This is a genomic window from Rhodospirillales bacterium (genome assembly GCA_028824295.1).
Lineage (GTDB): Bacteria > Pseudomonadota > Alphaproteobacteria > TMED109 > TMED109 > VXPW01.
Window position 1 is genome coordinate 16,464 of sequence record JAPPED010000008.1, and the last position, 22,787, is coordinate 39,250.

23 protein-coding genes are annotated in these 22,787 nt (G+C 70.3%); 19 read left to right on the forward strand and 4 right to left on the reverse strand.

Annotated features, from left to right (window positions below; genetic code table 11):
- Nucleotide 1 precedes the first annotated feature (1 nt).
- From dndD to OXH60_04560, 4 genes are all read right to left on the reverse strand, one after another.
- Entirely contained in the window at nucleotides 2-1,996 is a 1,995-nt protein-coding gene (gene dndD, locus OXH60_04545; GenBank protein MDE0711388.1) for a DNA sulfur modification protein DndD, read from the reverse strand.
- Nucleotides 1,983-3,575, reverse strand: coding sequence for a DNA phosphorothioation system sulfurtransferase DndC (gene dndC, locus OXH60_04550; GenBank protein ID MDE0711389.1), 1,593 nt, complete (start codon nucleotides 3,573-3,575; stop codon nucleotides 1,983-1,985). Before dndC ends, dndD begins: the two co-directional genes overlap by 14 nt.
- Nucleotides 3,532-4,635 carry a DNA sulfur modification protein DndB gene (gene dndB / locus OXH60_04555; GenBank protein ID MDE0711390.1) on the reverse strand — a complete coding sequence of 368 codons (1,104 nt, stop codon included), beginning with the start codon at nucleotides 4,633-4,635 and terminating at the stop codon, nucleotides 3,532-3,534. Before dndB ends, dndC begins: the two co-directional genes overlap by 44 nt.
- Nucleotides 4,636-4,918: 283 nt before the next feature.
- Nucleotides 4,919-5,602 (reverse strand): peptidase S24, encoded by a 684-nt coding sequence (locus OXH60_04560; GenBank protein ID MDE0711391.1) that lies wholly within the window; start codon nucleotides 5,600-5,602, stop codon nucleotides 4,919-4,921.
- A gap of 113 nt (nucleotides 5,603-5,715) precedes the next feature.
- On the opposite strand from OXH60_04560, the gene OXH60_04565 reads away from it, so the two are divergent.
- The 19 genes from OXH60_04565 to OXH60_04655 are packed head-to-tail and all read left to right on the forward strand — an operon-like array spanning nucleotide 5,716 to nucleotide 22,787.
- Entirely contained in the window at nucleotides 5,716-6,117 is a 402-nt protein-coding gene (locus tag OXH60_04565; GenBank protein MDE0711392.1) for a hypothetical protein, read from the forward strand.
- Nucleotides 6,118-6,133: 16 nt separating this feature from the next.
- On the forward strand, nucleotides 6,134-6,361 hold the full coding sequence (locus OXH60_04570) for a helix-turn-helix domain-containing protein (protein ID MDE0711393.1): 228 nt from the start codon (nucleotides 6,134-6,136) through the stop codon (nucleotides 6,359-6,361).
- A 50-nt stretch (nucleotides 6,362-6,411) separates the two neighbouring features.
- Nucleotides 6,412-6,699 carry a hypothetical protein gene (locus OXH60_04575; GenBank protein MDE0711394.1) on the forward strand — a complete coding sequence of 96 codons (288 nt, stop codon included), beginning with the start codon at nucleotides 6,412-6,414 and terminating at the stop codon, nucleotides 6,697-6,699.
- 10 nt (nucleotides 6,700-6,709) lie between these two features.
- A complete protein-coding gene (gene traL, locus OXH60_04580; GenBank protein MDE0711395.1) occupies nucleotides 6,710-7,003 on the forward strand; it encodes a type IV conjugative transfer system protein TraL in 294 nt (97 codons plus the stop codon).
- Nucleotides 6,981-7,559: a TraE/TraK family type IV conjugative transfer system protein gene (locus tag OXH60_04585; protein ID MDE0711396.1), complete on the forward strand. Its 579-nt coding sequence runs from the start codon at nucleotides 6,981-6,983 to the stop codon at nucleotides 7,557-7,559. The genes traL and OXH60_04585 overlap by 23 nt, the downstream gene beginning before the upstream one ends.
- Entirely contained in the window at nucleotides 7,559-8,335 is a 777-nt protein-coding gene (locus OXH60_04590; GenBank protein MDE0711397.1) for a type-F conjugative transfer system secretin TraK, read from the forward strand. Before OXH60_04585 ends, OXH60_04590 begins: the two co-directional genes overlap by 1 nt.
- Nucleotides 8,332-9,591: a TraB/VirB10 family protein gene (locus OXH60_04595; GenBank protein ID MDE0711398.1), complete on the forward strand. Its 1,260-nt coding sequence runs from the start codon at nucleotides 8,332-8,334 to the stop codon at nucleotides 9,589-9,591. Before OXH60_04590 ends, OXH60_04595 begins: the two co-directional genes overlap by 4 nt.
- On the forward strand, nucleotides 9,588-10,130 hold the full coding sequence (locus OXH60_04600) for a TraV family lipoprotein (GenBank protein ID MDE0711399.1): 543 nt from the start codon (nucleotides 9,588-9,590) through the stop codon (nucleotides 10,128-10,130). The genes OXH60_04595 and OXH60_04600 overlap by 4 nt, the downstream gene beginning before the upstream one ends.
- Entirely contained in the window at nucleotides 10,127-12,709 is a 2,583-nt protein-coding gene (traC, locus tag OXH60_04605; GenBank protein ID MDE0711400.1) for a type IV secretion system protein TraC, read from the forward strand. Before OXH60_04600 ends, traC begins: the two co-directional genes overlap by 4 nt.
- Nucleotides 12,706-13,332 carry a hypothetical protein gene (locus tag OXH60_04610; protein ID MDE0711401.1) on the forward strand — a complete coding sequence of 209 codons (627 nt, stop codon included), beginning with the start codon at nucleotides 12,706-12,708 and terminating at the stop codon, nucleotides 13,330-13,332. The genes traC and OXH60_04610 overlap by 4 nt, the downstream gene beginning before the upstream one ends.
- Nucleotides 13,316-13,750: a TrbI F-type domain-containing protein gene (locus tag OXH60_04615; GenBank protein MDE0711402.1), complete on the forward strand. Its 435-nt coding sequence runs from the start codon at nucleotides 13,316-13,318 to the stop codon at nucleotides 13,748-13,750. The genes OXH60_04610 and OXH60_04615 overlap by 17 nt, the downstream gene beginning before the upstream one ends.
- Nucleotides 13,747-14,271, forward strand: a complete 525-nt coding sequence (locus OXH60_04620; protein ID MDE0711403.1) for a S26 family signal peptidase — start codon at nucleotides 13,747-13,749, stop codon at nucleotides 14,269-14,271. The genes OXH60_04615 and OXH60_04620 overlap by 4 nt, the downstream gene beginning before the upstream one ends.
- A complete protein-coding gene (locus tag OXH60_04625) occupies nucleotides 14,268-14,918 on the forward strand; it encodes a hypothetical protein (protein MDE0711404.1) in 651 nt (216 codons plus the stop codon). Before OXH60_04620 ends, OXH60_04625 begins: the two co-directional genes overlap by 4 nt.
- Nucleotides 14,915-15,913: a TraU family protein gene (locus OXH60_04630; protein MDE0711405.1), complete on the forward strand. Its 999-nt coding sequence runs from the start codon at nucleotides 14,915-14,917 to the stop codon at nucleotides 15,911-15,913. Before OXH60_04625 ends, OXH60_04630 begins: the two co-directional genes overlap by 4 nt.
- Before the next feature lie 14 nt (nucleotides 15,914-15,927).
- Entirely contained in the window at nucleotides 15,928-16,584 is a 657-nt protein-coding gene (gene trbC, locus OXH60_04635; GenBank protein MDE0711406.1) for a type-F conjugative transfer system pilin assembly protein TrbC, read from the forward strand.
- The gene (gene traN / locus OXH60_04640) at nucleotides 16,581-17,651 is read left to right on the forward strand and encodes a conjugal transfer protein TraN (protein ID MDE0711407.1); all 1,071 of its coding nucleotides are present in this window, start codon (nucleotides 16,581-16,583) and stop codon (nucleotides 17,649-17,651) included. Before trbC ends, traN begins: the two co-directional genes overlap by 4 nt.
- Nucleotide 17,652: 1 nt before the next feature.
- Nucleotides 17,653-18,438, forward strand: a complete 786-nt coding sequence (locus OXH60_04645; GenBank protein MDE0711408.1) for a conjugal transfer protein TraF — start codon at nucleotides 17,653-17,655, stop codon at nucleotides 18,436-18,438.
- Nucleotides 18,428-19,861, forward strand: coding sequence for a conjugal transfer protein TraH (locus OXH60_04650; protein MDE0711409.1), 1,434 nt, complete (start codon nucleotides 18,428-18,430; stop codon nucleotides 19,859-19,861). Before OXH60_04645 ends, OXH60_04650 begins: the two co-directional genes overlap by 11 nt.
- Before the next feature lie 10 nt (nucleotides 19,862-19,871).
- Nucleotides 19,872-22,787: a conjugal transfer protein TraG N-terminal domain-containing protein gene (locus OXH60_04655; protein ID MDE0711410.1), complete on the forward strand. Its 2,916-nt coding sequence runs from the start codon at nucleotides 19,872-19,874 to the stop codon at nucleotides 22,785-22,787.

Genomic DNA, 22,787 nt, shown 5'->3' on the forward strand with positions numbered 1-22,787 from the left:
GCTATGCCCTCGCGAGCTCGCCAAAATACCCGTCCGCAATCTTCGTGCTGCCGGTCGCATCATCATAGGCGAGGTGGTAGCGGCGTCCGACGTAGGGGAGCAATTCGGTCAGGTAGGAGCCGGCAATCTCCTCGTCGGTGGAAAGCAGCAACACTTGATGGCTGGCGAACGGAAAGTAACGCTTCACGACGTGCATGCGATGATCCGAGTCGAGGCGGCCTAGAGGCGTGTCGATGGCGGCTGGCAATACTCTTCCGGATGCCTTGGCTAGCCCCCACAACAGGGCGATCGCGAGGAGTTGCCTCTCGCCGGCTGACAGTCGTTCGGCGCCCAGTGACCTTCCATCCTTGGAATACAGGGTGAGCGCAAAGCTCTCCGGGTCGATTTCGAGCCGGGAAATCAGGGAGGCCTTGCGCAAGAGTTGAAGGTAGCTTTCAAGAACGAGGTCCGAGATTCGTCGGACATGCTGCTCGATCACGGCGGAACGGAAGCGGCGCAATGTCGCTCTTACGCGCCCAGCGTGACGCAGGATCCGGGTGCGGTCATGGCGCCTGTCAGCCGCTTTGACGTCAGCCTCGACGATTCGGGACAGGGCCTGCTCACACCTCTCGGATTCGCGGGACAGCTTCTCCAGTTCCTCGCCCATGCTCGCGAATTGGGCCTCCAGTCGGTCAATATCTGCGCGGAGGCGGTCACGTTCCCGTGCAAGTTCGGAAACTTCATCGCTTCCGGGAATGCTGGAGTGCTTCAGTCGGGCACTTTCCATGCGAGCTTCAGCGACCGCACGCCGCTCCTGTGTGCGGCTGAGCAACCGGAGTAGGGCAGTAAGCTCGCCACCGAGCAGGGCTGAAAGATCAATTCGGGCCTCGCGACCAAGATCCACAACGGGCTCGTGTTTCCCGGACGTAGCGCGGCGCCGCTCGCGGTCCCGTGTCAGGTACGCGGAGATTACGTCAACCACATGGGCGTCAACTGCCTCATCACCCAGCTGATCGAGAAGGGCTGCGTCACGATCTTCAATGATGCGGGCGAGGTCATGCTCACGACGGACCTCTACCTCCTTTTGGTCCTGCGTTCGAACGGCATTCAGGAGATCGCGGACCAGCAACATAGGCAGCTCTCCGGACGCAAGCTCCGTCAGGCGGTCCGTGCTCTCGCCGAAGGCGAATTCTGCGTCAGCTTTCTCTCGCTCGATGACCGTGCGCTGCTCGAATAGGTCACCACCAAGATTGCGGAACTGCTCCTCGACGTTGACGAGCTTCTTCCGAAGCGGATCAATTTGCGTCGTCCTGAGTGCGGCGCGTTCCTGGGTTAGGTCGCTGGCGCGGGCATGCAAGTCCTTCAGTTCCCGCTCCGCTCTTTCAATATCGTCCCGGGCAGGGTCCGATCGGTCCTCAGTCCGCTTCCTCCGCGTGTACGTATGCAGGTCCTGGTCCAGCTGGTCGACGATGTCGAGACCCAGAAGATTGCGGATCGCGGTATGAATCAATCGACGCGAATTGTCCTGAGATGCGTATTCCTCGACCTGTTCGCCGTCGAACAGGAACAGGCTGGCAATATTGGGTGGGATCAAGTCCTCCACTTCGGCGAGCCAGTTCTCGGAGAGTGCCGCGTCAGTACGCCGGTTCTTGAGCACTTGAAAATATTCGCGGCAGCCGCTCTTGCCGAGCGTCCAGGAGCGGTGAAGGCGGTAGCGATCCTCCTTGCCATCGATAGTGTGCCGGAACGCGATCTCGACCGCTGCTTCGCGTACCCCGGACGTTCGGTGGAGGCTCCGCGAAAGGTATTCCCGATATGACAACCCGTTCCGATTCGAGATTCTCGCTGCCGATCCGTAGAGGCACAGCTGGATGGCATCCAGTAGCGTCGTCTTCCCGTGGCCATTCAAGCCGCCGAACAGAATGATCGGCTGGTCGGACGATGGCGGCGTCAGGGTTACTTTCTGGCGTTCCGCGTAAAGCCCGAAGTTGTGCAGGACCAGTTCATCGAGAATCATGGTGTGCGTCCGCTTTGGCTGCCGGCAAATCCAGTGACTCTTGGACTAACGGATCGTGGTTTAGGCCATCCGAGACACGCCTGCGGGCGTCATCAAGCGCCGTTCGCTGTGCCTTCGCCCGCGCAACCGCGTCGTCCTCGTCGTCGTAGAAATGGCGATGAAACGCGCGCTCGATTGCGTCGAAGAGCCCGAAGCGGCGCAGCATGGACTTGTATTTTTTCTCTACGGAAAGGAGCTCCCGCGTGAGCTGATAGTGCAGCTCGTCGCCGTCGCAAACTTCTGCAAGTGCCGACATCTCTGATCGCCCGAAAATCTGATTGTCGTCAAGACTGCGGCCGGGATAACGTTGGCCGGTTTCATCCTCGTAGATGCGCGGCAGGTCGTCCTCAATCTCGTGTTTTTCGACGACCCAGATGCGCCGGATCTCCTCGAGTTCGGCGAGCGTGATCAGCGCTACGTCGCGCACCTCCGCAGGCCCGTTTTCTCGAATGTGCCGCTGGGTTGCGAGAACCTTCCTGAGCCAGTGTGATCGCACGTCCTGCTTGTAGGGCCCCGGGATCGGGCGGTTCTGATACAGCTGAACGGCGCCCGTCAGGCGCCGGAAATCCCGGAGGTGGCGATCCGTATCGACGGTCCGGGGCGGGTCGAGGTCGTTGCGCAACTCCAGCAGCGGGAGCATCCACTCCTTCTCCTCGTCGTTCTGGATCATCGCCTGCATCGACTTGTCCTTTTCGACCAGCGTGCACACCCAGCATCCGAAGCGGCTGTCCCCGCAGCTCGGCGTGGAGGTGTCCACGACCAGTGGGCATTCGCCATCGTCCGAGGCGCCCTGATACATGGTGAGAAGATCTTTGTTCCTGTATCCCCACGGGTTGGCGACCTGCATGAGGAACAGCCAGACGTCGTCGTTGCTCCAGCTTTCGAGGGGGGTGTAGACGAAGGAGTTGGGAAGTTTGCCGTTGGGACTCAGTTTTTCGCGTACGCGACGTTCCTCGTATTTCGTCATCAAAGCGGCCCGCTTGGTGCTCTCCGCCTTCCGAGTGCCAAGGATCAGGATTGCCTCGCCATGCCGCTGTACGATCGACGTGATGAACTGCGTGGACGGCATGATCTTGAGGCGCTCGGTGCACCAGCGAAATTTGGGGCGTGGTGCCGGATAACCGCGCCCGATCAGGTTGACCCAGAACGTGTTGGTGGTCTCGGGGGTGAGGCGGTGAGCCTTGATGGGGAGGTCTTGGGCTTCGGCCGCCGAGTTGATCTTTTCAAGAGAGCGAGACACCCAGAGGGCGACGATGGGATTCTCGACGAGCGTGTCGGTGCTGATGACATGTACCGGCTTGACCCGCCGATCCTTCGGAAGCGCAGCCAGCGCAAGCCAGACAAGCTGCAATACGGCAGTCGAATCCTTGCCGCCGCTGTAACCGACCACCCAGGGAATTTGATCGCTTTCGTAGAGCGCACAGACCTCGTCGAGGAGCGATCCAATAGAGCCCTTGAAGCCGATGTCATCGAAGGCGGAGGCCCGCCGCCGTGCTTTAGGTCTCGGCATCGAGATCGCGCCGCCGGAAGGCGTCTTCAACCCGTTGCTCCTCGGGCGAGAGCGGCAGCCCTAGTTGGCACTTGATTGCGTTGGTTGTCAGCGTGACATTCTGTTGCGATTTCTGCACGCGACCACCAAGCAAGACGCGGCCTTCCCACAGTTCGCTGTTGGCCCGGCGCCAGTCAATGTCGGCAATCTTCGCTATCTCCGCTAGCCAGCGTTCCGGATACTGTCGGAACAGAGCGTTTCCCGCCCGGGCGAGTGCCTGGAGCACGACGCCGTTCGTGTGAACGTAATCGGACCGGACCTCCCCGGAAGTGATCCGACCTGACCTGACGTACTCCCATTCGGTCATGTGGCCGGCGACCGCCTCCCAGAACTGGAGGGCCAGGTCCGCCGTCGTCTCAGGTTCGGCGATGTCCAGATTCTTGAGGAATTCCCCCGTGGCGTGATAGATCGCACTGAGTGTGAACAGGCGTCGTGAACGCTTCGACAGCGTGGTCTTTTCCATTTCCACGACATCCTTGAATACCGGTGACCTTGCGATCAGATCCTTGGCAAGATTCGCGGTAGCGTCGCGGTAGTCGTACAGGAGGCTGAGGGACGTGGAGGGACGGATCGCGTACCGGTTGAGGTCTGCAAACATTTGTTGGCAGCGTTGAAGCCCGGCGTCATGGAAGAAGACGACCGCAATCGTTTCCTCACCCAATTCCGGTCGCTGGTGGAGCGCCATCTCGATAGCCGCTCTCCTGTGCTGGCCGTCATTGATGATGAACCTGGCTTCCATCGGTATGTGCAGCCGCCCATTGCGGCTCGCTCCCCCGGCCGTTGACAGCTCCTCAAACTCCACATCACCGTCAATAGACGCCGTGATTGCGGAAAAGACGTAGTTGTCGTCGTTCTCGGTGATGTAGCGCGACATTTCGGGAACGCGTGCCTTGTTGAGATGCCGTTGTGCCCGGAGTTCCGGGACCAGTTCGTCCTCGTCAAAGAGGAAGAGCTTAGGTATGAGCCGCAGCGGGCACATAGAGGCGTAGTACTCTCGCCCTGCCTGAATTCCGCGAATCGCGGGAAATACGTACTCGAACTCAGTACTCATTAGCCCCTTCCATATGGTTGGAGATGCAAACACGATATACATACCAAACAAACAGCGCAAACATTGCGGGCGATTGAAGCCGTGTGGAACAAATGTTCAAAGGGTCTCCAAGAGAGCAAATGAACCGCTGAGGTCTGCAAAGCGTAGGGTGTTGTTTGCGGTACGAGCTGCCCAAGGACCCATCGGTCTGCTTCCGTTCCGTGCCTCCGACTGACCGAGGGTCAGTACGGGGTGATCGCCGCACGCTGTTGGTCTGTGTTCGGAGCCACGGCCACAGAATTCGTCACGCCTTCCTGAGTACCCAGACGACCTTGCCGACCATGTGCACGTCCTGCGCGGGGACTGCGTAGGGCTCATAGAGCGGGTTGGCGGAGATCAGCCGGAGCTCGGCGGGGTCGCTGCCAGTGACGGCCTCGACCCGCTTGACGACGAGCCCGAGCCCGTCCCACAGCACGGCCAGCTCGCCGGTGGCGGGCGCGCGGGGCGAGACGTCGACGATGAGCCGGTCGCCCTCGCCGACCAGGGGCTCCATGGAGTCGCCCCTCGCCCGGAGGATGCGGAGGTTCTCCGGGGAGGCCCCGCCCTCGTGGCGAAGCATGGCCTCGGGGAGGCTCCAGCGCGCGACCTCCGGCGGATGGTCCTCGCCAATGGCCCCGCCCCCGGCTGCGGCAGCGACCTCGATCTCGGGAATATCCGCCAGCGGGGCACCGGCGGGAACTGCGGGCATGCCGCCGGCCGGCACCTCCGGTCCGGCCGGCTCGGCGGGCCACAGGTCGGACGGCGCGCAGCCGAGCAGGCCGGCCAGCACCTCGCGGTCGCGGCGCCGGAGGGTCGCGGGCGAGCCCCGCGTGAGGAACTGCTGGAGGTAGCTGGCGTTCCGTCCCATCGCGAGCGAGGCCTCGCGCATGGCGATCCCGTTCTGCCGCAACAGGTGCCGCACTGTCTCCCGCACGGGGTCGCGTTCCATTGCAGGCCTCCAGCCCTGTCACACCGGGCGTAGGATAAATTCTTTCGATTTCCTTTGCAAGTCCGGTTTGATCCCTATACGTTCGCCCGCTCATGGCGGAACTTTCGATATTCGTGCGCATGTCTGTCGAGGACTGGATGGCGCGAGAGAACGTGAGCGGGCGGCGCTTCGGCGAGGTCGCGGCCGGCGATCCGAGCCTGGTGGCGCAACTGCGCCGCGGCCGCTCGCTCCGTCTCCGGACCGCGGACCGGCTCCTCGCCTTTATGGGGATGGAGCCCGTCGGGGAGGCGTTCCGCCGCGAGGTGGAGGCCTTCCTGGCCGCGACCGGGCTCAAGGTTTCCCTGTTCGGCGAGCTGGCCGCGGGGGATCCGTCCTTCGTCGCCCGGCTCCGCCGGGGCGCCTCGCCGACGCTCGCGAAGGTGGACCGGGTGCGGGCCTGGATGGCCGCGTATTCGGACAACCGGGAGCGTGCCGCCGTGGCCTCACTCTTGCCCGGGCAGGCACCGACTCCGTGAAAAAGGAGAGCATTCCATGAACAACGAACGCCCGATCTATGTCGGGACCCGCGAAGCAGCGCACTTGCTGGGGATCAGCCCCAGAACCCTCGATCGCTATCGGATCAGCGGCGAGGGGCCGGTCTTCCACAAGTTTGGAAAGAGGGTGTGCTACGCCCGGACTGATCTGGAGGATTGGGCGGCGGCCCGGCGACGCAACTCGACGGCGGACGACGGCAGCGCGCTGGCAGGAGCGCCCCGGTGAGCGGGCGTCGTACGGGCCCGGCAGGACCTGCAAATCGCCGGGAACGGGTTGTGCGGACCGCCATCCTCGCGGTCGTCGCGCTGTTCCTCGCGTGCCTCGGGATCGATCTCGCCTTCGCCACCACCGACACGACGTTCGACGCGCCGCTCGACACGGTGACCGACATGGTCTCGGGCACCGGCGGCCAGCTGGCGGCGGCGCTCGCGGTCGGCGCGGCGCTCGTCGGATCGGTGCTGCGCTTCAACGCCATGCAGCTCATGGGTGCGGTCGGGGTGGGCGTCGCGGCCGGTGCCGGCACCGGGATCGTGACTGGTCTCGTCGGCACGGCGATCGTCTGAAATCGCTGCCGTGGCCGACCCCGCCCGCCATGCCATCCCCCGCCGGCTCGACGACCCCGAGCGGTGGCTGTTCTGGACCGTCGACGAGGCGGCGGTGCTGATGGGCCCGGCGCTCCTCGGCCTCGCGGCCAACGCCTTCGTGCCGGGCCTCGTCGCAGGGGTCGGCGGCTGGCTGCTGCTCCGCCGCGTCAAGCGGGGCGGCGGCGCGAACATCGCTCGCTACGCGCTCTACTGGTTTCTCCCGGATTTCGTGCTCCGCCTGAAGGCGACGCCGCCGAGCCATGTGCGCCGGCTCATCGGGTAGGGCGGCCGTGCGACGCGACGTGCTGGAGACCGGGCTCCGCCGCGCCCGCGATGCGCGGGTGGCGCTGGCTGCCCTCCTGTTGCTTTCGATGCTTGCCAACCTTGCGCTCGGGGTCGGGCTCGCCGGGCGCGAATCGGTGACCGTGCTGGTACCCGCGGTGACGGGGCCGGCCTGGGAGGTCGGCGCCGGGCGCGCCGGGCAGCGGTACCTCGAGGACATGGCGCGGACGGCTGCGGTGACGCTGCTGTCGCTCACGCCGGAGAACGCGGAGCACGTCCGCGAGGCGGCCGCCCGCCTGAGCCACCCGTCGGCGCGGGGCGCGATCAGCGCCTGGGTCGCGGCCGAGGCCCGGCGCATGGCCGGGCGCGACCTGGCCGCGGCCTTCTACCCGAAGCGGATCGAAGCGGACGCGGAAGGCCTCACCGTCGACGTCGAGGGCGAGCTCGCGACCTGGATCGGGCGCGAGGAGTCCGCGCGCGAGGACAAGCACTACCGCCTCACGTTCCGCCTGGATGCCGGACGGTTGGGCCTGGTGCGCTTCGAGGAGATGAAGTGATGAACATGTACCGAGACCCGGTGGAACCGCCATCCGAAGAATGTGCCGCCCCCCGCACGTCCGCGCTCGTGGCGGCGTGCCTGGTGGCCGTCCTCCTGCCCGCGCCGGCCGCGGCCATCCAGACCCTGGATGCGGCGGACCACGCCGAGCTCGAGGCGGCGATCTCCGCCACAGGTGTGAGCCGCGTGGCCCTGGCCGACGATCGCATCCGCCGCGTCATCCGGAGCCCGGGCGGGTTCGACGTCGAGCACGATGCCGCCTCGGGCGACCTGTATCTCCGCCCGCCGGAGGGGCAGGGGCCGGATGCCGATCCCGGGACGGCGCTGCCGATCACGCTGTTCCTCGGCACCGAGCGGGGCTTCACCTATCGCCTCACCCTGACTCCCGACGCCCGTCCTTCGGCCCAGGTGCTGATCCGGAACGCCGCTGCGGCTTCCGGTCCGGCGAACCAGGCACACGGGGGCGCTCGGCGCGGCGCCCGCGTCGCGGAGCTGGTCCGGCTGGTCCAGGCCGCGGCGCGCCACGAGTTCCTGCCCGGTTACCTGGTTGAGGCCGCCCCGTCGCGGCGTGGTCTCCGCATCATCGAAACCTGGCGCGGTACGCGGTACGTGGCGCATGTGCTGCAGGCCGGTCGGGACATTGACGCGGCGACCCTTGCCGAGCGGTTCGGGACCGGCGTTGCCGCGGTCTGGGTGGCCGCCGCGCGGGACCGGGTGCCGCAGGAACGCACGGCGGTCGTCGTGACGGAGCCTGCCCGGGTTGGAATCGCCCGATGAGTGCGGCCGGGAGCGACGCCCGCGCGCACGCGGTCGATGCCGATGCCGGGGGCGTGCGCCGTCGTCAACTGCTGGTCTTCTCCGTCCTCACCGCAGCGCTCCTCGTGGCGCTCGCGCTGTGGCTCGGGCTGGGCAGCGGCAAGGCACCGCCTGTTTCGCCCAGCATCGATGCCGAGCTCGCTGGCCCGGACACCGCCGAGGAGGCGTGGACGCGGCGCTCCGAAGCGCGGATCGGGACGATCGAGGCCCGCCTCCGCGAGATGGAGACCGACGCGCGGCGCTTGGGTGCCGAGAACGAGCGGCTCCGCGAGAAGCTCGCCGTCGACGCGGCGGACGCGCGCGCGGTGATCGACCGCCAGGCCGCGATGATCGACGACCTGGAGCAGTTCGTGTCCGAGGGGCTGCCCGCGGTCGCGGTCCCCGGGGAGACGCCGATGTTCCCGGGCGCGGCGGGCGACCCGGCGCACGGTCCCGGCGACGGGCTCCCGCTCGTGGCGCCTCCGGCACCGCTGATCGAAACCTTCGAGCTGGACGATCCGTCCCCGGGCGCTTCGGCGATCGAGGCCTGGAAGCCGCTTTCCACGTGGCTCCCCGCCGGGAGTCACGCCGAGGCGGTCGTGCTCGCGGGCGTCGACGCCTCGGCCGGCATCTCCTCCCAGGGCGATCCGCGGCCGCTCCTGCTGCGCCTGATCGGGCCGGCCTGGACCGCGGCCGCGGACGGTTCCGCGCTCCAGGTCGACGTCGCGGGCTGCACCGTGACGGGCGCGGCGCACGGCGACTTGTCGTCGGAGAAGGTGTACGCGCGGCTCCGCACGTTGACCTGCGCTGGGCCCGAGCCCGGGAGCGTGATCGAGACGGAGGTCGCGGGATTCATCGCGGGCTCCGGCAAGACCGGCGTGCGCGGGCCGGTCGTGAGCCGCGAGGGCGCGCTGGTCCAGAAGGCGTTCCTCGCGGGGCTCGTGTCCGGCGCCGGGCAGGGGGCCGCGCAGGCGTTCCAGCCGCAGGCCGTCGCGACCGGCGGCGGTGACGCGGCGGTCGCCAACACCGGCCTCATGGACATCGGTCGGGCCGGCCTCGGGGCCGGCGCGGCGTCGGCCGGACAGAAGGTGGCCGACTACCTGATCCGCCGGGCCGAGCAGTACCAGCCGGTCATCCAGCTGCGTTCGGGCACACGCGTAAGCGTGGTGTTTCTGGAGGGTGCGCGCCTCGACGGCGGGCTGCTCGACGGTCAACGCAACACGGGAGAAATCGAATGAAGACGACGATGACGCGGTCACTCAACGCGGGTCTGGCTGCAGCGGCAATGGTGCTGCTGGCCGGCTGCTCGGCCACCCATGTCGGCGAATCGTGGCAGTGCCCGCTGGCGCAGGGAACCTCGTGCACGAGCATCGCCGAGGCAGATCCCGCTGTGCCTGCCGCCGCCGCCCGTTCGGCTGTCCTGTTCGGCGAGCCGCTGCACGGGGCTCGCCACCCGGCGGGCGAGGTGCTGCCGGGCGGACCGAGCGGTCGCGGTGAAGCGTGCAACCGTGATTGCGGGCCGCTTGCCTGGCTCACGGAGTTGTTCACGGGCGACACCGGCAACGATCCGGCCCCGCTCCCGCCGGAAGCGCACACAACGGCCGCGGCAGCTGAACCTGCCGCGCCCGACTCCGCGATCACGGCCGACGATTCCCTCCGCGTGCCCGAGGTGCTGGGCCGCATCTGGATTGCACCCTTCGTCGACGCGGAAGGGATCTACCGCGAGGCCCACTGGGTGCGTGTGGTGCTGGAACCGGCCGGCTGGAAGCTGCCGTGATCGGTCGCCTGCTGGAACTCTTCGAGGGCCCGGAAGCGCCCGCGTCCTGGACCCCGCCGCCGGTGCCGGCGGCGCTCCACCAGCTGCTCCCGTGGCGCGCCTGGGACGAGCGGAGCGAGCTCTACGTGAACGCGGCGAGCATCGGCTTCGTCTTGGAACTCCCGCCGTTCGTCGACATCGACGAGGAGGTGGCGGGCGCGCTCGCGGGCACCTTCGCCGACGCCGCCCCGGAGCGATGCACCCTCCAGGTCCTGCACTGGGCGAGCCCCCGCTTCGGGGCCACGTACGATGCGTGGGCAGCGCCCCGCGCCCGCGCCGGCGGGGTCCAGGCGCGGATCGGCGAGCGCCGCGGTGCGCTCCTGCAGCCCGCCGGCTGGCGGAAGCTCCATGCCGGCGGCCCGCCGAATACGCTCTCCGACTACCGGGTCTTCATCACCGCCTGCCTGGCCGGTCCGCCGGGTCCGGCCGCGGAGACGGCGCTTGGCGCATTCCGCCGGGCGCTCGAAGGGACGCTCGCCTCGGCCGGTGCGTGGGTGCGCCGGCTCGAGCCCGACGCGCTGCTCAGCCTTGCAGCTGAACTGACCGCGCCCGACGTCCGGGGTGCTGACGACGGCGGAATCCGCCCGCCGCCCCGGCGCTGGGCCCCCCGCGACCCGCTCCACGAGCAGTGCACAGCACCTGGCAGGGCGCTCACGGTCGCCCCCACGGGGCTCACCTTCCACCACCCGGACGGCGAGGACGTGGCGGTGCGGGTGCTCTCGGCGATCGCGTATCCGGACGTGTGGCCGAGCTGGCGCGGCAACGTCCTCATCGGCGACTTCCACCGGGACTTCCTGCAGCCCGGTTGCCCCGTGCTGACGGCGCTCGTCCTCACGACGGGCGACGAGGCGGCGGGCGAGAAGGCCTTCCTCAAGTCGGCGCGCGCCACCCAGCAGGCGGGCACCGGGATTGCGCGGTACCTGCCCGGCCTGCCGGAGAAGGCACGCGACTGGCAGGCCGTTACCGAGCGCATCAAGGACGGCGAGAAGCTGGTGCGCGCGGCCTACCTGGTCGCGGTGTACGCGCCACTCGATGCATTGGACGAGGCCGAGCAGGCGGTGCGCGCGATCTACCACGGCCAGGGCTGGCGGGTCACGGCCGAACGCTACGTGCAGCTCCCCTCGTGGCTTGCGTGCCTCCCCATGGCCGCGGCGGGCGGGCTCGACGCCGATTTCGAACGGATGGGGCGGATGAAGACGCTCCTCACGTCCTCGGCGGTGAATCTCGCGCCCGTCCACGGCGAATGGCGGGGCCAACCGGCCAGTCCCGACAACCCGCCGGCACTCTTGCTTGTAGGCCGGCGGGGCCAGCCCGCGTGCTGGTCGCCGTTCGCGAACGACGCCGGCAACTACAACGTCGCGGTGACGGGCAAGTCCGGCTCGGGCAAGTCGGTCCTGATGCAGGAACTCGTGACGGGCCTGGTCGGCGCCGGCGGCGAGGCGGTCGTGATCGACGACGGGCGCTCGTTCCAGCACACGGCCGAGGCGCTGGGCGGGGCGTTCATCGCGTTCGGGAAGGACCCGGCCTGCCTCAACCCGTTCGCCATGATCGACGCGGAGACCGCCGCCCGCGACGGCGACTACCGCGAGGAGTGCTTTGCGATGCTCGCGGGCGTGGTCGGCCGCATGGCGCGCCGCCGGGCCGGCATCGACGACATCGAGGCCGCGCTCATCGACGAGGCGATTGCCGGCGCCTGGGACGAGGCCGGCAACGCGGCCGACCTCGACACGGTCCGGGCTGAACTGACCGCTCGCGGTGACCGCCGGGCGATGGACATGGCGACCGCCCTCGGTCCGTGGTGTCCGGGCGGCGCGATGGGCCGCCTTTTCGCGGGCTCGGAGACGCCGGAGCTCGATGCCGCGCTCACCGTCTTCGAGCTCGCGGAGCTGAAGGGAAGGGGCGACGTCCAGGGCGTGGTCCTGATGCTGGTGGTGTTCCTCGCGACCCAGCGGATGTACCACGGCCCACGCACGCGGGCCAAGGCGATCGTCATCGACGAGGCGTGGGATCTCCTGTCCGGCGAGGACAGCAAGGCGTTCCTCGAGGGGGCGGCGAGGCGGGCGCGGAAGTACCGGGGATCGCTCATCACCGGCACCCAGTCGGTCAACGACTACTACGGCTCCCCCGCCGCCCGGGCGGCCTGGGAGAACAGCGACTGGGTCATTTTCTTGAGCCAGAAGGACGAGTCGGTCGAGCTGCTGAAATCCGAAAAGCGCATCCACTGCGATCCGGGCATGGAGAGGGCGCTGAAATCCCTCACCACCGCCGACGGCCGCTATGCCGAGCTGGTCTTGCACGGCCCGGACGGCTGGCGGGTGGCGCGGCTCGTGCTCGATCCGTGGTCGGTCGCGCTCTTTTCGTCGCGGGGGCCCGCGTTTGCCGCCGTCGAGACGCTGAAGGCAGAGGGGCTCAGCACCATCGAGGCCATCGATCGAATCGTCGGTGGCGCTGCTCCCGAACGGCGCGAAGACGACTCCGGCCAGGCCGGCCGGAAGGAACCACAAGCAACGGCTGCCGAACGGGAAGGAGAGCACGCATGACATCGGGACCATCGAACGCGGCCGGGGAAGACCGGCCACTCGCCTGGCCGGGCGACCCCGAACAGGTCAGCGCCGCCGACATCGACTTCGAGGCGCTGGCGCACGTGCTCGCCAACACGTGCCGCCGGGGCGGCCGGATGCGCCAGTACCATTCGCTGGCCGCGCATGCGGTCGCCGTGAGCGAGGAGATCCAGGCGCTCCACGGCCTGTCCACGGAGGACCAGCGCACCCTGGGTCTCCATGCGCTGATCGCGGGCGCGGCTTCCGCGTGGCTCAGGGGCGTGTCGGGCGGCGCCGCGCGGGGCCCGGATCGCGCCGGCAAGCTCGCCGCGGGGGTGGAACGCGCGCTCCGCGAGGCGGCCGGCCTCGACCCGGTGCTCGGCGAGGAGCAGGCGGAGCTGCTGCGGTTCGTCGACCGGATGGTGGCCTCGGCGGAGTGCCGCGACCTGCTCGACGGCGAGGACACGGCCAGTGGGGCGCTCGCGTTCCCGCCGTGCCGGCGGCGGATCCGCCCCCTGGCGCCGGACCGGGCCGCACGGATGTGGCTCAGCCGGTTGCAGGTCCTGCGCGAGACGGCCGGCAGCGGGCGGACACCTGTCGGTACCGATGCCGCGCGGGGTTGATTCCCGCCGGCTCGCGGAGGGCCTGCCGGCCGTCGACCTGCCGGCGGCCGCCTGCACGCTGGTGCTGGCCGCCGCCGTTGCGGCTGCCGTCGCGGTGGCCATGGTGCGCCTCACGCAGCCGGACCCGCCGCGGATCGCGAGCGTGCGGCTCGGCGAACTGACCGCCCGCTTCGCGCTCGACGTGGCCAGTGACGCCAGTTCCGGGGAAGCGGCGACAGCGGAGGCCCGGCGCTGGGCCGCGGCCCTCGAACAGGCACTCCGAGCGACCGCAGAGCGGCACGGTGCGGTCCTGCTGCCGGCCCGGGCCGTTGCAGCAGGCGCGCTCGACCTGACGGCCGATGTCGAGCTGACACTTCTCCGTTTGCTGGAAGAGCCCGAGGCGGATGCAGGGGTTGCGCCGACAGGAACACGGCCATGACGACGCGATCCCGCAACCGGGTGGTCGTGGCCATGGCCTCGCTTGCGGCATTGTGGCTGTTGGCCGCTTCGCGCGTGCACGTCAACGCAAGCTGGTCGGACGGGGCCTGGGGCTACCTCGCGCTGCCGATCGTTGGGGATCCCGGCATCGGCGACGTCGTCCTGTTCGACCCGCCGGCGGGGATCGGCGCGGACGTGCCGTACCTGAAGACCGTGCGCGGGCTGCCCGGCGCGCGCATCGAGGTCTGGTCTGATCGCGCGGTGTCGGTCGACGGCCTGGTGCTCGGAATTGCCAAGACGGAGGCCCGCGACGGCCGTCCGCTCGCAGCGATCGCGCCCGGCCCGGTGCCGCCCGGCCACTACTTCCTCCACGGGCCGCATCGCGACAGCCACGACAGCCGCTACGCCGAGATCGGGTTCGTCCCGCGCGAGGGCGTCCGGGCGCGGGCCGTGGCGTTGCCCGATCTGCCGTGGCTTGGCCTGGAAGGGCCCCTGGTCGGACCGGAGGATCCGGCCCCGTGAGCGCTGCCTTCGCTCGGGTATCTGCCGTCGCGATCACGGTAGCGCTTGCGGTCCTGCCCCAGGTGCCCGCGGCAGCCAAGGACCTCGGCGTCCGCGGCGAGACCTGGGCGATCGCCGAGCCCGACCTGCTGCAGGCACTTGAAGCCCGCCTCCATGACTTGGAGCGATCGGGCGCCATGGCGGCGATCGAGGAGGAGGCGCGCGCCCGCGCCCGCGCGCGGGTCGAGGCGCCGCAGCCAGTGGCCGGGATTGCACCCGCAGCCACGCACCGCTCGCGCCTGGTCGACCCTTCGGTCGTCCTCGACCGCGACATCCGGCTGCCGGACGGAACGCTGCTTGCCGCCGCCGGCATGCGCCTCAATCCCCTGGAACACGCGCCGCTCCGCCGCGACCTCCTCTTCATCGACGGCCGCCGGCCGGGCGAAGTGTCGTGGGCGCTCGGTCGCCCGGGCCGAGCCACGATCGTGCTGCTCGCCGGCCGTCCGCTCGACCTCGCCCGCCGGCACGGCCGGCCCTTCTTCTTCGACCAGGGCGGGCGCCTGGCGGCCCGGTTCGGCCTGGCTGCGACGCCGGTCGAGGTTCGCCGGGAAGGTGCCCGCCTCCGCGTCACCGAGGTACCGATCCCGGACCACGGAGTGGGACCATGAGCCTCCGTCTGCTCACCCTCCCGGCCGCGGTGCTGTTGATGGGCCTGGCTTCCCCGGCCGCGGCACAGTCCTGCACCGGCCGCTTCGTGAACCCGATCGCCGACGTCTGCTGGGAGTGCCTGTTCCCGATCTCGATCGGGCCGATCTCCATCGGCAGCGCTTCCGGCGCGCCCGACACCCCGAACCCGTCCTCGCCGATCTGCCTCTGCGGCTCGCCGATCCCGCGCATCGGCCTCTCCCTCGGGGTCTGGGAGCCGGCGAGGCTCGTGGACGTGACGCGCATCCCATGGTGTTTCCCGAACCTCGGCGGACTCACGATCAATCCGGGCTTCCACGCGGCGCGCGGCCGGACGGGTTCCTCGGGCGGCGACGGCGCGGCGGGATCCGTCTGGCACGCGCACCTTTATGTGTACCCGCTCCTCTCCTGGATCGGGGCGCTCCTCGACATGGGCTGCCTCGAGGCCGGCAGCTTCGACATCGCGTGGACCTCAGAGCTCGACCCCGCGTGGCTCGACGACGAGCTGTCGTTCCTCCTCAACCCCGAGGCGGCGCTCTTCGCGAACCTCCCGGCGCAGGCCGCGTGCGCGGCCGACTGCACGGCCGCATCCACGGGGCTACCGCTCGACGCGCTCTTCTGGTGCGCTGGGTGCCAGGGCGGGATGTATCCGCTCACCGGCAACGTGGCGGCGCACGTGGGCGGGGTGCAGGCGTCGCTCCTCGCCGGCCAGCGCCTGCTCTACCGGCTGCACCGCGCCGGGCTCGCCTGGGGCACCTCGGGCTCGGCGGCGCTCTGCGCCCGGTACCCGATGCCGGTCATGCGGAAGTCGCAGTACCGCTGGCAAATGTCGCAGCCGGTGCCGGCGACGTCGCCGCTCACAGGCTGCAACCCGACGGGCCGGTCGTCGGTGCTCTGGGAGACGATGCGCGAGCTCCCTGTGGCCGGCGAAAACTTCGGCTACCTGCTGTGGCGCAAGCGCAACTGCTGTTTCCTGTGATCCGCGCGTTCGGTATGTCCGCCCGCCACCTCGGTGCCGTGCTTGTCGCCGCCGCCGCGACCCTGGTGTGCGGTAGCTCGGCATCCGCGGCAGAAGCGAACTCCGGCTACGCGGATCTCGCACGGAAACTCGCGGAGGAGGCTGCTGATCTGGTCGGCGGTGAAGCGCTCGACGCCTGGTCGCGAACAGTCTTGGAGCCGGCGCTCCCGGCCGTGCGGGACGATGCCACGGCCCAGGCACGGGGCGCGGCGACGGGCGACGTGCTGCTCTTCACCAGCCTCTCGGTGCCGGCCGCGAGCTGGCGCGCCTCGGCGCGAGACGCGGCCCTGATCGGCGCTCCACTGGTGCTGCGCGGCGTGGCCGGGGGAAGCCTCCCCGAGACTGCCCGGCGAATCGCCGGCCGCCTCGGGGACGCCAGGGTCGGCGTCGCCATTGACCCCAGGCTCTTCCGCCTGTTCGGGGTTGAGCGGGTTCCGGCCGTCGTCGTCGTGCCAGGGGGCGTGCCGTCCTGTCGGCAGCCCGGCTGTGCGGGGGACGCACCGCCGCCCTTCGACCGCGTGAGCGGGAACCTTTCCCTCGCAGCCGCGCTGGAAGCGGTCGCGGCGGAGGGCGACGCGGGCCGCGCGGTCGCGCGGCGACACCTGTCCATCCTCAGGGGGGCCGAACGATGAGAAGACGATGGATCGGCGCGGGCGCGGCCCTGTTGGCAGTGACCCTGGCCGGGACCGGGACAGTCCAGGCCGAGGATCCGACGGCCGCGGCCCGCGCCATCGGTCAGGCGGGCAATGCGGCCGCCGCCTCGGTCGCGCGGGATTCGTCGAACACGGCCGCGGTGCCGGGCTATGCCGGCACGAACCTGCCGGAGCGCAATATCGGTGCGAGCCGGCTCCAGCACGAGGGCCGGGCCCGGCTTGCCGATCCGGACGACCCGGGCGGTGCGGCCGGCAGGGCGGTGCAGGCGGGCGCCCACATTCGCCCGCCCGCGCAGGTGCCCGCCAGCGACCCCGAGGTGGTCCGCTCGGAGCGCATCGCCGCCACGCCGCAGGCCGCGGCGCACCGGGCGGACGGACTGGCCTCGGGCAGCGTCCAGGACTGCGACGCGACGGTGCAGGCCGCAGAGACGGGCGGCGCCTGCGGGTCCGTCCGCTACTGCGTCGGCGGCGGCTGCGAGACCGTCGAGCCCGAGGCGGGCGACGGGTTCGTGGAGGCCGCGACGAAACTCAACATGGTGATGGAACTCGGCGGGGACGAGTTCGACCGGGGCAGCCTTCGCTTCTTCACCGGTCAGCGCCGCGCCTGCACCATCCGCTGGGGCGGGCTCGCCAACTGCTGCCGGAACTCCGGGCTGCTGGTGGGACTGGGCAACTGCAGCCCCGGGGAGGTCGAGCTCGCCCGGGAACGCAACCAGGGCCACACGCACTACCTCGGGCAGTACTGCGCCAGGCGCGTCCTCGGGGTCTGCATCCGTCGCGACCGGGCGTGGTGCGTCTTCGGCTCGAAGCTCGGGCGCATCTTCCAGCAGCAGGGCCGCCGCCAGCTCGGAATCGGCTGGGGGAGCTGCCGCGGCCTGACCGTGGCGGAGATCCAGAGCGTCGACTTCGACGCGCTGGACCTGAGCGAGTTCACCAGCGACCTGCTCGACGGCGCGACCGAGCCGTCGGTCGATCTCCCGGAGACCAGCCCCACGCAAACGCTCCTGCGGGACCGGATCCGCTCGTTCTACCAGCAGGGGAACTGAGGTGGGGACCCTCCTCCGCTTGGCGCCAGGCGTGCTGCTCATTGCGCTGGCTGCTCCCCCGGCCGACTCCGGGGAGTGGCGCGCCTGGTGTGGGGAGGGGCTCGGCTGGCACTTCTACTGCGACCGGGACGACGCTCCCGACGAGGCTCCTTCCGTGATCCCGCCGGAGGTGGCGCCGTCGTCCGCGCACGCGCGCATCCTGGAGATGCGCCGCGAGCTCGAGGAGGCGCGCGCCACGGCGATCCTCGATCCGTCGCCGGCGCACGTTACCGCATACCTGCGCCTCCAGCAGGCGGCGCTGCAGAGATCGGCGGCGTTTTCCGACAGCTTCCGGCGCACCGTCTGGGCGACACCGGACCTCGACTACACGCTCCAGCGCCCGGTGGGCGCGCTCGCGAAACAGCTCTGGTCGGACGAGCGCAGGGCTGCCCGGGACGCAGCACTCGCGCGACTGGGTGAGCGCTACGGGCTCATCTACCTGGGCGATCCCGCCTGCGCCGCGTGCCGGGTGTTCGGGCCGCTGCTCCGCGCGTTCGCGCTCCGGCACGGCCTCGACGTGCTCGCGGTCTCGATGACCGGGGAGGCGCTCGAGGGCTGGCCCGAGGCCATGCCCGACGACGGGCGCGCCGAGAGGCTCGGGTTCGCGGGCTCCCCGCTGCCCGCGGTCGTGCTCTTCGATTCCACGACGCAGCAGGTGCTTCCCGTCGGTTTCGGCGTCCTGGCCGAGGACCAGCTCGCGGAACGGATCTTCGCGCTCACGTCCCTGGAGGCCGGCCATGACTATTGATCAGGCTCCGCGGGGCCTCCGCGCCGCCATCACCGCATGCGCGTGTTGGCTCGCGTGCGCGCCGCCGGCCGCGGCCGACGTGCTCTCGGAGATGAACCGCTTCTGGCAGGGCGCCGCCGTCAACACCACCGGGCCCACCGCCTTCGAGGGGCAGGCCTCCGGGCATTGGACGCTCGGCAACCTCTACCTCCGCTCCCCGGTGCGCGCCGAGCCGATTGCGACCGTGAACCTGCCGTCGTTCCGGGCGGGGTGCGGCGGCATCGACGCGTTTGCCGGGGCGTTCTCGTTCATCGATTCCGACCAGCTGGTGGCGTTCGCGCGGGCGATCGCGCAGAACGCGGCCGGCTTCGCCTTTGAACTCGCTCTCGAGACCATCTCGCCCGTCATCGCCGAGACGATGTCCAAGCTCCGCGCGCTCGCGCAGTGGGCCAACAACCGGAACGTCAACTCCTGCGAGACGGCGCAGGCGCTGGTGGGGGCCGTGTGGTCCAGGAACGACCGGGCCTCGGCCGCGATCTGCGCCGCGGTCGGCACGTCGCAGGGGATCTTCTCGGACTACGCCGCGGCGCGCCACGGGTGCGGCGCCGACGGCCAGCGCCACTCGACCCTGGCCGCGGCCTCAGGCGAGATGGCGGAGCAGGTGCCGGTCAACGTCAACTACGCTTGGAAGACGGTGCAGTCGTCGTCGTTCCTGGCAGGGGACACGCAGCTCGCGGAGTTCGCGATGTCCGTCTCCGGCACCGTGATCGTGACGGCGCCCACGGCCGACAGCGACACCTCCGGCCCGCGCGTCCGGGTCCTGGAGCCGCTGGCGCTCGACCGCAGGGTTACCGAGGTTCTGATGGAAGGCGGCGGCGACCTCCCCGTCTACCGCTGCGACACGACGGCCCGGTGCCTCAACCCGACGCAGGGCAGTGTCACGGTGCCGGCCGACCGGGGATTCCGCGCGCGCGTCGCGTCGCTGCTCCGCGACCTGGTCGCGGCCGTGCGCACCGACACCGCGCCGCCCGCGGCCGCGCTTGGCTTGGTCAACCTCACGACGTTACCCGTCTACCGGGTCGCCAACGCGGCGGCCGCGTATCGGGGCGCGGTCGTCGACCAGGAGATCGACGCGCTCGCCGAGGCGGTCGCACTCGACCTCCTCCAGGTCTGGATCGCCGATCTTCACCGCACCGTCGAGGAGCGCGCCGGCACCCTCGACATCGCCGACGGCGACCAGCTCCGGCGCTGGCGCGCGGGGCTCCGCGCCAACCGCACGGCACTCGCCCGCCACCGCCACGAGGGGCTCGAGCGGTTCAACACCGCGCTCGCCGTCGTGGAGAAGCTCCGCCTGATCGAAACCGAGCTCGCGGGCGCCCTCTCGGCCGACCTCCGCGCGGCGCTCGCGTTTGCCCGCGGCGGCGCCGGGGCGGGCTCCCGCTGACACCTTCTATATGTACGAGCTCTTCACCCTCGGCGGCGGGCCGTATCTCGTCGACTTGCTCAACGCGGTCGCCGCGATCACGTCGGGCGGTGCGTACGTGACGCTCGCGCAGCTCGCGGGCGCGGGCGGGGTCGCCTGGGTCGTATTCCGCACGGCGTTCGGCGGGAGCTGGCGCGACAACGCCAAGTGGATCCTCCTCTTCGTCACCGTCTGGGGCGCCATGATCGTGCCGAAGGCGACGGTCAGGGTGGTGGACCGGCTGGACCCGGCGCTGGCGCCGGCGGTCGTCGCCAACGTGCCGATCGGATTGGCGCTGTTCGCCTCGGTCACGTCGCAGGTGGGCGACGGGCTCACGCGGCTCACCGAGCAGGCGTTCACCCTCCCGAACGACCTCGCCTACCGCCGCCACGGGCTGATCTTCGGCGCCCGCCTCGCCGCCACCGCGACCCGGCTCGAGGTGACCGACGCGGTGTTCGCCCGGAACCTCCGGAACTTCACGCGCCAGTGCGTCTTTCACGCGCTGCTCCTTGGCCACATCTCGGCCGACGACCTGCGCGAATCGACGGACATCTGGGCCCTGGTCACCGCCGGGGGCTCGCCGTCGGCAGGGGCGTCGCCCGCGCGGATGTTCGAGTTCGCGACGCGCCAGCCGGCGGGCGCCACCGGCGCCACGCCCGTCGACAGGGAGATCGTCACCTGCCGGGACGGCGCCGGGCGCCTGAACGCCGCCTGGGCCGCAGAGATCGCGCGCGCCGGCACGCTGTTCGGGCGGCGCATCTTCCCGGACGCGAGTACCCAGGCGCTGGCGCGGGCCGAACTGCTGGCGGCGCTCCCCGCGGCACACGACTTCCTGATCGGCGCCTCGCGCTCGGCCGCCGAGATCCTCCGCCAGCAGATGGTCCTCAACGCCGTCCACGACGCGGGCGAGCAGTGGGCGGCGGAGGCCGGCAATGCGGCCGCTCTCCAGACCTACACGGAGGCCCGCGCGGAGGCGCAGACGGCTGCGGCGTACCGGGCGATCGGCAGGCAGGCCGAGACCTGGGTGCCGCTCTTGCGGATCGTCTTCGAGTGCCTCTACGTGGGCGCCTTCCCGCTGGCGGTGCTCCTGATGTTGACCCCTGCGGGGGTCACGATCTTCCGGAGTTACGTGACGGGTCTGATCTGGCTCCAGAGCTGGGGGCCGCTCTACGCGATCCTGCACCGGATCAGCATGGGGGAGGCGGCCGAGCGGATGCAGGCGGCGGCACTCATGCCGGACGGCGACGTGGGGATCTCGCTGGTGGCGCAGGCCGGGATCCGCGCCGTTGCAGCCGACGTCGCGGTCATGAGCGGGTACCTCTCGATGTCGGTGCCGTTCCTGGCGGCGGCGCTGGCCTACGGGCTCTCCAAGGCCACCGTGCTCGCGACCTCGGTGCTCGCGGTCGGCCAGGACGCCGCAACGTCGGCCGCGCACGAGGGCACGACCGGCAACCTCTCGCTCGCCAACACGCAGTGGGACACGCACCGGTTCGCGAGCCAGGAGGGCCGCCAGCTCCGGACTTCGGCGCACGTCGACACCGACCGGTACACGGGCTACGCGCCGGCGGGTGCGGGCTTCACGGTGACGCCGGACGGTACCGCGGTGGCGGACATGGGGAGCGCCACGAGCCGGGTGCCGGCGGCGGGGGTGCGCCTCTCGGAATCGCTCGCCGTCTCGCACGAGGAACGCTCGGCCGAGGCCCGGTCGATGGGCCGGAACTGGGACGTGCAGGCGGCCACGGCGCGTACGGCTGCGGCCACCGACGCCACGCAATTGGTGGAGCGGTACTCGCACGACGTGAGCACCGGCACCGCGCACAGTCACGGGGTCGCCGGGAGCGAAAGCGCGGAAGTCCGCGAACTGGCGTCGCACGTCGAGAAGCTGGCCGAGTTGGGGAACCTCTCGAAGGACCAGACGATGACCCTGACCGGGGAGGCCTCGCTGGGCGGGGGCCTGCCCGGGTTCCTTCGCCTCGGTGCCCGCGGTTCCGCCACGTGGCGGGGGCAGACGGTCGAGCATGACGCCTGGAACCGCATGCAGGAGTACGACCGCCAGCACGGTGTGACCGATCTCTGGTCGCGGGTCCAGGAGGCGTCCAGGCGCTACTCGACCTCGACGGGCGACAGCGAGCTCGCGAGCCTGGAGGAGAGCCTCGGCGCCAACCTCACCCGGATGCAGCGCTTCGAGGACCGCGCGGCGCTGAGCTACGGGGAATCGGAGCAGTGGTCGGAGCAGGCAGCCGCGGTGCGTTCGGACGCGCAGTCGATCGAGCGCGAGCTCGGGCAGCCGTTCTTCGCCTGGCTCGCCGGACGCGAGGGCACCGACGGCCGGCCGATCGGGGCGGGCGGGGCCATGCGCCTCGCCTCGCCCCAGACCCCTGAGGACGCCGAGGCGCTCCGCGAACATGCCGCCGCCTTCATCGCCGCGCGGTTCCCCGCGCCACCCGGGCCCGATCCTGCGTCCGTCGCTGGCCGGTCGGGGTTCGAGGCAGCGCGGGAAGACTTCGAGCAGGCCCACGGGCCGGCGGCCGGGACGGCGCATGCCGGCTGGGCGGAGGGTGTCCGCGCGCGTGCGGTGGGCGCCGGGGCACCTGGTCCGGGCGTTGCGACCGACAGTGCCGCCGCCGGCCGCGGTGACGTCGAGGCGGAGCTCGCCGCCCGCGAGGCGGACCGCCAAACTCGCGACGGGTCCGTGCGAAGCGACATCGGCGCCGGACGCGCCGCGATCGCAATGGAGAACGTGCGTCCGCTCCGCGAGCATGCGACTGAAGGGGTGCCGTTCGTCGGCGAGTGGCTGGCGGGCAAGCTCTACGGCACGGCCAGGAACAGCGCGCCGGATGCGGCGGAGCAACAGGCGGAAGAGAATCCGGCGGAGCGCCGATCGGGGCCGGATTGGGGCGGACCGTGA

Coding starts and splice junctions, on each gene's coding strand:
- OXH60_04570 (MDE0711393.1), top strand. CDS start 6,134: ATGAACAACGAACGCCCGATCTATGTCGGGACCCGCGAAGCAGCGCAC.
- OXH60_04655 (MDE0711410.1), top strand. CDS start 19,872: ATGTACGAGCTCTTCACCCTCGGCGGCGGGCCGTATCTCGTCGACTTG.
- OXH60_04600 (MDE0711399.1), top strand. CDS start 9,588: ATGAAGACGACGATGACGCGGTCACTCAACGCGGGTCTGGCTGCAGCG.
- dndD (MDE0711388.1), bottom strand. CDS start 1,996: ATGATTCTCGATGAACTGGTCCTGCACAACTTCGGGCTTTACGCGGAA.
- OXH60_04610 (MDE0711401.1), top strand. CDS start 12,706: ATGACATCGGGACCATCGAACGCGGCCGGGGAAGACCGGCCACTCGCC.
- OXH60_04590 (MDE0711397.1), top strand. CDS start 7,559: ATGAACATGTACCGAGACCCGGTGGAACCGCCATCCGAAGAATGTGCC.
- OXH60_04620 (MDE0711403.1), top strand. CDS start 13,747: ATGACGACGCGATCCCGCAACCGGGTGGTCGTGGCCATGGCCTCGCTT.
- OXH60_04650 (MDE0711409.1), top strand. CDS start 18,428: ATGACTATTGATCAGGCTCCGCGGGGCCTCCGCGCCGCCATCACCGCA.
- trbC (MDE0711406.1), top strand. CDS start 15,928: ATGTCCGCCCGCCACCTCGGTGCCGTGCTTGTCGCCGCCGCCGCGACC.
- OXH60_04630 (MDE0711405.1), top strand. CDS start 14,915: ATGAGCCTCCGTCTGCTCACCCTCCCGGCCGCGGTGCTGTTGATGGGC.
- traN (MDE0711407.1), top strand. CDS start 16,581: ATGAGAAGACGATGGATCGGCGCGGGCGCGGCCCTGTTGGCAGTGACC.
- OXH60_04560 (MDE0711391.1), bottom strand. CDS start 5,602: ATGGAACGCGACCCCGTGCGGGAGACAGTGCGGCACCTGTTGCGGCAG.
- OXH60_04615 (MDE0711402.1), top strand. CDS start 13,316: ATGCCGCGCGGGGTTGATTCCCGCCGGCTCGCGGAGGGCCTGCCGGCC.
- OXH60_04595 (MDE0711398.1), top strand. CDS start 8,332: ATGAGTGCGGCCGGGAGCGACGCCCGCGCGCACGCGGTCGATGCCGAT.
- dndB (MDE0711390.1), bottom strand. CDS start 4,635: ATGAGTACTGAGTTCGAGTACGTATTTCCCGCGATTCGCGGAATTCAG.
- OXH60_04585 (MDE0711396.1), top strand. CDS start 6,981: ATGTGCGCCGGCTCATCGGGTAGGGCGGCCGTGCGACGCGACGTGCTG.